Raw genomic sequence first — 10,361 nt, 5'->3', positions numbered from 1 at the left:
TCCCCCGCTGCTGCCCGCGAGTTCCGCGTTCCCGCCCGCCGGGGCCGCCGCGGGGTCAGCCGTGCTCAGCCGTTGGGGTTACGCCCGTGGCCGTTTCCGTTGCCCCTACCCGGCTTGTCGTCCGCTCCGCCGCCGTCTGCCGGCGGAGGGGGTGCCTGACTGGTGGTCTGCTCGGTGTCAGGAGCAGGGCCGGTGCTGACAGCCGACGGCTCGACGCGCCTGCTGTCGAGCAGGGTGTCGGTGTCGATTCGCGGCGTGCCGTCGACCTTGCTGACGCCGAACCGGTGGTACTCGGTCACCGTCGCGCCGTCGCGCAACGTGATCGCGACTCCGATGTGAACGGCCTTCTCGTCGGTCACCCGTGCTGGTGAGACCACGGTGACATCGGTGACGTTCGACCAGTAGGCGTCGAACTGCTCGCGGCCCTGTGCCTGCATGCGTGGGCTCAGCCGGGCCCACGCGAGGTCGGGCTGCTCGGGCAGCGCCGCGTAGAAGTTCGACACCACCTGCAGCACGTCCTGCTCGGTCAGCGGACGGCTGGTGGCGGGGGTCGGGGTCGTGGGTTGTGGTTGCGCCACGGTGTTCGGCTGTTCGGGGCGGCTGATGACGAACACGGTGGTGGCGGCAACGACGACCAGTGCCCCGGCCGCGTACAGCAACGTGCGCCGCGACAGCCGCCGCTTCCCTCCCGTCGCCGCTGCCACGTACTCGGTGCGCACCGGCATCGTCGGCGCGGAAGAGCCGGCAAGCGGGTCGGTGCCGGGCTCCTCGCCCGACCCTGCGGCTGCCGGTGCTTTCCTCGGCAACTCGACCGCAGGGCGACCACCGGTGACCAGCGCCTGTGCCTCGGCTTTGACCTGTGCGGCGCTGATCCGCTCCGCCGGGTCGGCCGCGAGCATCCTCAGCAGCAGCGATTTGAGCGGGCCCGCATGGACGGGTTCGTCGAACTGGCCCTCCGCCACGCGGTGCAACACCGTGCGGGAGTTGTCGTCGTCCTCACCGAACGGTGGTGCGCCCTCCACTACCGCGTAGAGCGTCGCGCCGAGCGAGAACACGTCGGAGGCTGTGGTGGGAGTGCGACCCCGCGCGACCTCGGGCGCGAAGTAGGCGGGTGTGCCGGGCACGAACCCGGAGTGGGTGACCGAGACGTCGCCCGCGGCGTGGGAGATCCCGAAGTCACCGATCTTCACCAAGCCGTCGTCGGCTACCAGGATGTTGCCGGGTTTGACGTCTCTGTGCAGGATGCCCGCGGCGTGGGCCTCGGCCAGTGCGGCGGCGACCTGCGCGCCGATGCTGGCGGCCTCCTGAGCCGAAAGTCGCCCGTCCTGGCCCAGGATGTCAGCGAGGCTTCGGGAGGGGAAGTACTCCATGATGAGCAACGGTTGCCCGCCGTCTTCGACGACATCGTGCACCGCGATGGCGTTGGGGTGATACAGCTTCGCCGCGATGCGGCCCTCGCGCATGGCGCGCTGCCGCATCTCCTCCGTGCCATCGAGGTCCGGCTGCTCTCGCAGTTGCTTGACCGCCACCGGTCGCTGAAGGCGCAGGTCAATCGCCTTCCACACGACGCCCATACCGCCGCTGCCCAGCCTGCGTCGCAGCCGATATCGGCCCGCGAGCAGCCTGCCGACCTCGCTCACCCCGCACTCCAGCCGTCGTTCACGCGATCAGGGTAAGCCTGCTCGTTCGAGCGGGGTCGCACCGGCACAGCGACGCAAGCCGTGCATGCGAAGGGTTGTTATTCCCGTACCGAGTTGTAACAATTCGCGGCCATGACTTACGACCCCTACCGCCAGCACGAGCAGTACCAGCCCTATGCCGCGGGGCCGCCGCAGCAGCAGCGCGCCGACTACGAATACGCGGAGCGGCTGCGCAGCGAACGTCGCGCGAACAACATCGCCCACCTCGTGCAGGGAGCGACCGGCCTCATCGTGGCGATCTTCGCGGCCCACGTGCTGTTCGTCGTCTTGGACGCCAACCAGGCCAACGGCTTCGTCGCCACCGTCTACATGTTGGCCAAGACGCTGGTGCTGGGGCTGGGTGACGTGTTCACTCCCGACGACGCCGTCGTGGGGGTGGTGATGAACTACGGGCTTGCCGCGCTCATCTACCTGGTCGTCAGTCAACTGATCTGCAAGGCACTGCGCCGCGACTGAACCGCGTTCGACCGCGAACTCCACCGCGATTCAACGCGGCCGGGTCGGATACACCATCGAATCGGGGAGCGAGCCTGGACGTACTGCTGCCCGCGGAAATAGGATGAAAGCGTCTCGATGATGTCGCGTTCGGTAGCGACCTGCCATCAGACATGCCTGTAGATGCCGGCGCTCTGGACCCCGGTGTAGGTCATCTGCGATCCGCAGCCCCGTCTCGGCGGGACACAAGGAGATTGCGATGCCAGTTTCCGGATATCGAATCCACGCAGCTCACGTTCAGTGGCCGGGCAGCAGGGCGACACGTAGGCGGACGAACCAGGGACAGCTCGCCGGTGGCGAACCCGTCCGCTCGGCGCGCGGGGAGGGAGACCAGCGATGGACACCGCGACACAGCTGGCTTTCCCGAACGACACGACATGGCGGGCCTCGTCGATGCAATCGGAAACGGCATCGGACATGACCGCCTGCGAAAGCCCGGCCGTCGGACTACAGGTCGACGAGCGGCGTCCCGACCAGGACACTCTCATCCTCGCCGCGCGCGGCGAGCTGGACCTGCTGACCGCGCCGGAGCTCGCGGCCAGGATCAGCAGTGGCCTTGTCGGCTCACCGAGAGTTGTCGTCGTCGATCTGTCCGGACTGGACTTCATCGGCGCGGCGGGCATGTCGGTACTCGTGGACAGCCGCGTGCTCGTCGAGCGACGCGGCGCGGTGCTACAGGTGGTCACGGGTGAGAACAGGTGCGTAGTGCGCGCACTGAGGCTCGCCGGGTTGCACGAACACCTATCCGTACGGATGAGCTTCGGTACCGCGATCGGCACCGACCGGATTCCCACCTAGGCCCACCGCGTCGGGGAGCGCGACTCGCCACTTCGCCACGTGTAGGCTCGGAATTGTCCAGCAGAACACCTGGAACCTGAGCACACCTGGTTGCTCGTCTTGTCCCGGCCGCCTCCAGGGACAGGAGAGCCCGACATGGCAGATCTCGAGCGACTCAACGCTGTGTTGCGGGCCGTCATCGCAGAAGGTGGCGCCGACGGCCCGCAACGGATCGGCGCGGCGTGTCTGGAGTATCTTCCGGTGAACGGGGCGTCGATCACGCTGATGACCGGTGGGGGCGCCCACGAGACGGTCTTCGCCAGCGACGTGGTGATGGACCAACTGGACTCGTTGCAGTTCAACCTGGGCGAAGGACCCTGTGTCGAAGCTTTCACCCAGCACAAGCCCGTGCTCGTAACGAACCTCGCGGCGACCGACGGCCGCTGGCCGGTGTTCACCAACGCTGTCCGCGACATCCCCATCGGTGGCCTTTACGTCTTTCCGCTGCAGCTCGGCGCCATCGCCCTCGGGGTACTGGATCTCTACCGGACGGAGCCAGGCGACCTGATCGGCGCCGACCTCACTGGCGCACTCCGGGTCGCTGATGCCGCGCTCTGGTCGTTGCTGGGCCTGCGCGTGGGCGAGACACTGGAGACGGCCGCCGGGTGGGGACCAGCGGATTCCGATAGCTGGCTCTCAGGCGCCCCGCTTCACCGTACCGAGGTTTACCAGGCCACCGGCATGATCATCGGGCAACTTGGCGTCAGCGCTCAGACGGCGCTTGCCAAGCTGCGCAGCGTCGCTTTCGCGCAGAACCGACTGCTGGACGAGGTAGCCAGGGATGTGGTCGCCCGACGACTGCGATTCGATGACGAGGAGCTGCGATGACGACGCCAGACACCCACGAGACGGCGCTGGCCGAAGCCCTGGTGAGTCTGGCGGACACACTGGTCGACGACTACGACCTCATCGACCTGCTGGACCGCCTGACGGAGTACTGCGTGCGGTTGCTGCCCGTCGATGCGGCCGGGCTGGTGCTGTCGGACCAGCGGGGCCACCTTCGCGTAGTGTCGTCCTCGACGGAGCAGGCCAAGATCGTCGAACTGTTCCAGTTGGAGGCCAATGAGGGGCCGTGCCTGGAGTCGGTCCGCACCAAGCAACCGGTGACGGCCCTCGATCTCAACGATGACATCGAGCGGTGGCCTCGATTCGCCGAGCACGCGGTTCGGGAAGGGTTCCGGTCGGTTCACGCACTGCCGATGCGGCTGCGCGACGAGACGATCGGCGCGCTCAATCTGTTCCGCGTCCACCCGGGCCCGATGCCGGACAACGACATACGCATCGGCAGGGCTCTCGCCGACATGGCGACCATCGGCATCCTGCACCAGCAGGCCGTGCAGCGGGCGGACGTGCTGGCCGAGCAACTGCAGAGCGCGCTCAACAGCCGGGTGATCATCGAACAGGCGAAGGGAGTCATCTCGGGCCGAAGCGAGCTCGACATGGCGCAGTCCTTCGCCCTGCTGCGCGCCCACTCGCGCAACAGCAACCAGCGGCTCGCCGACCTGGCACTCACCGTGGTCGAGAACGTCAACATCGCGGATCAGGTTCTCGCCTCGGCGGCGGGGATCGATGCCCTTGGCGACGAGCACGTCTGAGAGCGCGGTGTTACCGGTGTTACCCCGCGTCCAGCCGGGCCCTGACTTCGGGGCGGCGAAGCGGCGGCACGGTGGTCGGCGGCTTGCGACGGGACGGCAACTCCTCCAGCAGGCGAGCGGTGACGGCGGCGACCTCGGCAACGGCAGCCTCGAACGGCTCCCTGGTGGCGTCGGAGAGGCTCTGCACACCGCTCACCTTCCGGACGTACTGCCGGGCGGCGGCTTCGACCTCCTCCGCCGTCGCCGGGGGTTCGAGACCGCGAAGCACGGTGATGTTGCGACACATGTCACCCAGCCTACAAAGCCACGGTCACCGACCACCCGGATCGAAAATGCGAACTAGCCAAGACGCACCGGCAGCGTCTGCAGACCGTGAATGAGTGAGCTGTCCCGCCACCGCAGCGTCTCCGGTTCGGCGGCCAACCGTAACTCGGGGAACCGCTCCAGCAAGCGACCGATCGCGATTCGCGCCTCCAGCCTGGCCAGCGGTGCGCCCACACAGAAATGGATGCCGTGCCCGAAGGCGAGATGCCCGCCGGCCTGCCGTGTCACGTCGAGCCGGTCGGGGTCCGGGTATCGCTCGTCGTCGCGGTTGGCCGCCAGCAGTGAGATCAGCACGAACTCCTCCGCCGGGATCTCGGCCTGGCCTACCCGCACCGGTTCCGTCGTGAACCGCAGCGTCGCCATGTGAATCGGGCTCTCCAGCCGCAGGAACTCCTCGACCGCGCCCGGCAGTAGGGCGGGATCGGCCCGCAGTGCGGCAAGTTGGCCCGGCTCCCGCAGCAACGCGAGCACGCCGTTACCGATGAGGTTGACGGTCGTCTCGTGTCCTGCGACCAACAGCAGGAACGCCATCGACACCAGTTCCTGCTCCGACAGCGCGTCACCCTCGTCGGTGGCGTGGACGAGCGCCGAGAGCAGGTCGTCGGTCGGCTCGGCGCGCTTGCGCGCGATGAGTTCACCCAGGTATCGCGCCATCTTGCCCGAGGCGAACTCGATCTGCTCCGGTGTCGCGGTGTCGAGCAGCGTGCTCGACCACGTCCGGAAGTCCTCACGTGCGTCGTCCGGCACGCCGAGCAGCTCACAGATCACCGTGATCGGCAGCGGAAACGCGAACGCCGAAAGCAGGTCGACCTCGGTACTGCCCGCCATGTCGTCGAGCAGATTCTCGGTGATCTCCTCGATCCGGGGCCGCAACCGCGCCACGGTCGGCGCCGTGAACGCCTTGTTCACCAGCTTGCGCAGCCGGGTGTGATCCGGCGGGTCCATGTTCAGCATGTGCGCGGCGAGTGAGCGTTCGAACGGCCTCGACGTCTCACCCGGCGTGGTGAGCCTGCGCTGGAAGAGGGCACGTGCCCGCTCGCTGTCCTTGCTCAACCGCTGATCGGCCAGCAGCGTCTTGGCATCGGCGTACCTGGTGACGAGCCACGCCGACATCCCGCGCGGCATCACCACCTGCCGGACCGGCTGCTCCGTACGCAATACACGCGACAGCTCTGGTGCGTTCTGAAAGAAGTCGGAGTCAAGTCGGATCGATTCCCGCGCAGCCTGGTCCATACCCATCGCCCCCAAATGCCGGTCGGCCTGCCCCGCCCGCTCAACGCGGACCCATTTCGAGCATGCCCGCCGACGGCCGTGGCCGCCACCGAACCGGTGGCCGCGACGCACTGGGCGGTGTTTGTCAGGGCAACGGTTGGCGAAGGCCCGCGACAAGCACCTCGACCAGTCTGCGCGCGTCGTACCTGGGATCGCTCTCGGCACCTATGCAGAGGTTGCCGACGCCACGCATCAGCTCGTAGGCATCCAGGTCGGGCCGGATCTCACCGGCACCGGCGGCCGCGTCGAGCAACTCGGTACACACGGGCACGAGCCGGTCGAGGAAGTAGGCGTGCAGCGTGTCGAAGCCCGCCTCGTCGGATCGCAGTACCGCGGCCAGCCCGTGCTTGGTGACCAGGAAGTCGACGAAGAGGTTGATCCACTTCGTCAGCGCGGCGTACGGGGTAGGGCCCGCCTCCAGCAAGGCGGGACCGGCCTGCGCGCATGCCTCGACCTGGTGCCGGTAGACGGCGACGATGAGGTCCGCCCTTGTGGGGAAATGACGGTAGATGGTGCCCATCCCGACACCGGCCTTGGCCGCGATGTCTCGCACCGGCGCGTCCACGCCCGATGCGACGAACACCGCCGCGGCGGCATCGAGCAGCGCCTTCTCGTTGCGTTTGGCATCGGCCCGCCTGGCTCGGCCAGCACGCGCACCGGCGTCACCTGTCACGTCATCCCTCCCTCGTCGCTTGCTAAACGGAACGTTGCTCCGTATTGTTTCCGGAGCGATGTTCCACTTAGCAGATCATGTCATGGAGGCACCCCTCATGCAGTACCGCACCTTGGGCCGCACCGGTGTGCGGGTCAGCACACTCGCACTGGGCGCGATGAACTTCGGCGCGATCGGACGCACCAGCCAGGCAGAAGCCACCGCCATCGTCGACGCCGCACTCGAAGCCGGCATCAACGTCATCGACACCGCCGACATGTACGGCCGAGGCGAGTCGGAACGGATGGTCGGCAAGGCCATCGAAGGTCGTCGCGACGACGTCGTTGTGGCCACGAAGGCCTCACTGCCCATGAGCGACGAGCGCAACCACCAGGGCAGCTCCCGCCGCTGGCTGGTCACCGCGCTGGAGAGCAGCATGCGCAGGCTCGGTGTCGACCACATCGACCTCTACCAGATCCATCGGTGGGACCCCGACACCAGCGACGAAGAAACCCTGTCCGCGCTGACCGACTTGCGACGCGCGGGAAAGATCCGCTACTTCGGCTCGTCGAGCTTTCCCGCCTACCGGATCGTGCAGGCGCAGTGGGCCGCCCGCGAGCACAACCTCGGCCGCTACATCAGCGAACAGCCCAGTTACTCGATCCTGCAACGGGGAATCGAGGCGCACGTCCTGCCCGCCACCCAGGAATACGGGTTGGGCGTGCTGGCATGGAGCCCGCTGGCCTCTGGCTGGCTGTCGGGCGCGATCCGCCGGAACAGCGACATCAACACCAACCGCTCGAGGCTCATGCCGGAACGCTTCGACACCAGCGTCCCGCACAACCGTGCCAGGCTCGACGCCGTCGAGCGGCTGGCGAAGGTGGCGGAGCAGGCGAACCTCACCGTCGTCCAGCTCGCGCTCGGCTTCGTCACCGCACACCCCGCGGTGACCAGCGCGATCATCGGTCCCAGGACCATCGATCACTTGCAGGCCCAACTCGCCGCCGCCGACACCGTGCTCGCAGGCGACGTCCTCGACGCGATCGACGAGATCGTCGCCCCCGGGCTCGACCTGGCCCCACACGAGAAGTTCGACACGCCACCCGCACTGCTCGACTCTTCACTGCGCAGGCGCTGACATGACCCGGCGAGACAGCCACAGTTTCGGGATCATGACCGCCCCCATGCAGGTCGGCTACAACGACGTCCTACGGGTCTGGCGCGAGGCGGACACCATCGCCGAGATCGAGCACGCATGGCTGTTCGACCACCTCATGCCCATCGGTGGTGACCCGGACGGGCCGATACTCGAGGGCTGGACACTGCTGTCGGCTCTCGCCGCACAGACCCGGCGGCTGCGGCTCGGTGTCATGGTGACCAGTAACCGGTTCCGCCCACCCGCGGTGCTGGCGAAGATCGCCACCACCGTCGACATCGTCTCCGGCGGCAGGCTCGACTTCGGGATCGGCGCGGGCTCCCGCCCCAGCCACCCGGCCGCCAGGCGGGAGTACGACGCGCATGGCCTCCCCTACCATGACGCCGCGGAGGCGGTGGCGAACCTCGCCGAGGCATGCACGGTGGTCCGGCGGCTGTGGACCGAGCAGCGACCGTTCGACTTCCACGGCGAACACATCCACCTCTCGGGCGCTTTCGGTAGCCCCAAGCCCGTTCAGCGACCACACCCGCCGATCGTCGTCGGAGGACGGTCGGCTGCGACGCTGCGGGTGGCCGCCCGGCATGCCGACGTGTGGAACATGCCGGGCGGCCGCATCGACGACGCCGCCCGCCGCAGCGAGCTGCTCGACCGCTACTGCGCCGAGGCAGGCCGTGATCCCGCTGCGGTGACCCGCTCGATGTTCGTCCCGGTCTCCTACGAACGACCCGATGTCAGCAGGGAAGCGATCGGCGAGGCCATCGATGCCGGCTTCTCGCACATCGTCCTCGGCCTGTCCGCGCCGTTTCCCGCCGGCGTCGCGCGGTGGGTCACCGACGAACTCATCACGACCGCGCGTTAGGCGCCCGGCCGGTTGCCGGTCGGGATCGTGATGGGCGTGGTGGTCGGCGAGGTGCCGTTGTTGAGGAAGAGCATCGCGATCGCGCGCACGAACTGGTCGAACATGTAGAACCCCGCGGGCGCGACGGGCAGCAGTCCTTCCCGGAACGCGATGTAGGCGGGCCAGCCGGTACGGATCGTGGCCGCCGCCGCGTAGTCGCGTCGCAGTTCGAGCCAGTCGCCGATCTCGTCGCTGAGCACGTAGCGCACGAACTCGTTGAGGAAGCCACGAGTGACGCCGAGGTCGAGTTCGGCGGTGAGCCCGAGCAGATCCTCGGCCAGCCGCTTGCCCTCGGTCGTCGGGGCAAGCAGCGGCGTGAGCACCTGCTCCGATTGCGCGCGGGCGTCGGCCCATGTCTTGGGTATGAACTCCTCGCGCACGCCGAGCAGGTGGATGGCGACCTGCCACATGTGCAGGAAGGCTTCCTCGTCCTCGGCCGACATCGGAACGTGCCACTCGATCAGCTTCTTGTGCACGAAGGTTCCGAGGCTGTGGAAGGTGATCAGGATGTCGCCGTTGCTGATCGGAATGTGCTTGGGTTCGTCCGCGACGGCCGTCCAGCGCGTCGACTGCGGAAGCAGGTGCCGTACCGCGGCGTGCACGAGGCGGGTCTTGTTGGCCGTGACGACGAACTGGCCGGACGGTTCGAACGCGTTCAGGTCGCTGAGGTCGTAGCCGAAGGTGAACGTCTTGGCCGCGCGGTCCTTCATGTCGGCGCCACCCGCGGACCAGTACACCGACCTGGCCTCGCGCGGGATCACCGTGCTCATGATGCCGCTGCCGAGGCCGTACAGCATGAACAGGTAGGTGTCCTTGCGCCGGTTGAAGTCGGCGGCGCGACGCAGCTTGTCACGGTCGGCCCAGGACGGCAGCCGGTTGACCTGTTGCAGGTAGGTGGCGAGATCGGACGGCAGGTCGCTGGGCAACTGGTCGCTGTTGTTGACCCATGACTCCATCGCGGTGTTGACCGCCGGAACCTCGCCCGCCTCGAGCAGCTTCGCCAGCAGTCGGTCCACTTCGTCGTCCCACACCCACCACGGGTCGGCGCCGGTGCCGGTCCCGGCGATCGAACCGGTCGACGACCATGCCCACGCGGGCGCGGTACCCGCCACACTCGCAAGGCCCAGCGCGGCACCGAGCGAAAGCGCTCTTCTTCTGTTGAGACTGCTCATTTACTTACCTAGCTTCCTCGGTAGGTGTCAGACGCCGCTCTACCCAGGCCCTTGCCAGAGCGGCCGAGGCTCGTTCCATTCCATCTACGAAGAGATTTTTCGTTAACATATCGAGTCAACAAGCAGTCGGCAAGGGGCCTGCCGGACGGTTCCTTCACGCCACCGTCCGAGACCACGGGGTCAGGGCCCACCGCCGCCGAGCGCGGGACGGGAAAGCCCCACCGGGTGAGCGGCGCCGGGCTGGTATCGGGAACGCGATT

At 67.7% G+C, this 10,361-nt stretch carries 11 protein-coding genes; 6 read left to right on the top strand and 5 right to left on the bottom strand.

What is annotated here, in order from left to right; all coding sequences use genetic code 11:
* Positions 1–65: 65 nt before the first annotated feature.
* Entirely contained in the window at positions 66–1,640 is a 1,575-nt protein-coding gene (locus tag SACMADRAFT_RS05515; RefSeq protein WP_009152796.1) for a serine/threonine-protein kinase, read from the bottom strand.
* Between the two features lie 132 nt (positions 1,641–1,772).
* On the opposite strand from SACMADRAFT_RS05515, the gene SACMADRAFT_RS30755 reads away from it, so the two are divergent.
* From SACMADRAFT_RS30755 to SACMADRAFT_RS05495, 4 genes are all read left to right on the top strand, one after another.
* Positions 1,773–2,156, top strand: coding sequence for a hypothetical protein (locus SACMADRAFT_RS30755; RefSeq protein WP_009152795.1), 384 nt, complete (start codon positions 1,773–1,775; stop codon positions 2,154–2,156).
* A 375-nt stretch (positions 2,157–2,531) separates the two neighbouring features.
* The gene (locus SACMADRAFT_RS28425; protein ID WP_009152794.1) at positions 2,532–2,993 is read left to right on the top strand and encodes an STAS domain-containing protein; all 462 of its coding nucleotides are present in this window, start codon (positions 2,532–2,534) and stop codon (positions 2,991–2,993) included.
* A gap of 135 nt (positions 2,994–3,128) precedes the next feature.
* Entirely contained in the window at positions 3,129–3,860 is a 732-nt protein-coding gene (locus tag SACMADRAFT_RS05500) for a GAF and ANTAR domain-containing protein (protein ID WP_009152793.1), read from the top strand.
* Positions 3,857–4,627, top strand: a complete 771-nt coding sequence (locus SACMADRAFT_RS05495; protein ID WP_009152792.1) for a GAF and ANTAR domain-containing protein — start codon at positions 3,857–3,859, stop codon at positions 4,625–4,627. The genes SACMADRAFT_RS05500 and SACMADRAFT_RS05495 overlap by 4 nt, the downstream gene beginning before the upstream one ends.
* Positions 4,628–4,646: 19 nt before the next feature.
* Here SACMADRAFT_RS05495 and SACMADRAFT_RS05490 read toward each other — a convergent pair whose 3' ends face one another.
* From SACMADRAFT_RS05490 to SACMADRAFT_RS05480, 3 genes are all read right to left on the bottom strand, one after another.
* Positions 4,647–4,913, bottom strand: a complete 267-nt coding sequence (locus SACMADRAFT_RS05490; protein WP_009152791.1) for a DUF2277 domain-containing protein — start codon at positions 4,911–4,913, stop codon at positions 4,647–4,649.
* A 53-nt stretch (positions 4,914–4,966) separates the two neighbouring features.
* On the bottom strand, positions 4,967–6,184 hold the full coding sequence (locus SACMADRAFT_RS05485) for a cytochrome P450 family protein (RefSeq protein ID WP_009152790.1): 1,218 nt from the start codon (positions 6,182–6,184) through the stop codon (positions 4,967–4,969).
* A 124-nt stretch (positions 6,185–6,308) separates the two neighbouring features.
* Entirely contained in the window at positions 6,309–6,896 is a 588-nt protein-coding gene (locus tag SACMADRAFT_RS05480; protein ID WP_009152789.1) for a TetR/AcrR family transcriptional regulator, read from the bottom strand.
* 97 nt (positions 6,897–6,993) lie between these two features.
* Here SACMADRAFT_RS05480 and SACMADRAFT_RS05475 point away from each other — a divergent pair, with 97 nt between their 5' ends.
* Together SACMADRAFT_RS05475 and SACMADRAFT_RS05470 are read left to right on the top strand one after the other, a co-directional pair.
* A complete protein-coding gene (locus SACMADRAFT_RS05475; protein WP_009152788.1) occupies positions 6,994–8,013 on the top strand; it encodes an aldo/keto reductase in 1,020 nt (339 codons plus the stop codon).
* A gap of 1 nt (position 8,014) precedes the next feature.
* The gene (locus SACMADRAFT_RS05470; RefSeq protein WP_009152787.1) at positions 8,015–8,890 is read left to right on the top strand and encodes an LLM class flavin-dependent oxidoreductase; all 876 of its coding nucleotides are present in this window, start codon (positions 8,015–8,017) and stop codon (positions 8,888–8,890) included.
* On the opposite strand, the gene SACMADRAFT_RS05465 is transcribed toward SACMADRAFT_RS05470, so the two are convergent.
* Positions 8,887–10,101 (bottom strand): oxygenase MpaB family protein, encoded by a 1,215-nt coding sequence (locus SACMADRAFT_RS05465; RefSeq protein WP_009152786.1) that lies wholly within the window; start codon positions 10,099–10,101, stop codon positions 8,887–8,889. The two genes, SACMADRAFT_RS05470 and SACMADRAFT_RS05465, sit on opposite strands and share 4 nt — an antisense overlap.
* Positions 10,102–10,361 lie beyond the last annotated feature (260 nt).

Source organism: Saccharomonospora marina XMU15, from assembly GCF_000244955.1.
Lineage (GTDB): Bacteria > Actinomycetota > Actinomycetes > Mycobacteriales > Pseudonocardiaceae > Saccharomonospora_A > Saccharomonospora_A marina.
The sequence above is the reverse complement of the archived record's forward strand: the minus strand, read 5'-3'. Positions and strand labels throughout refer to the sequence as shown.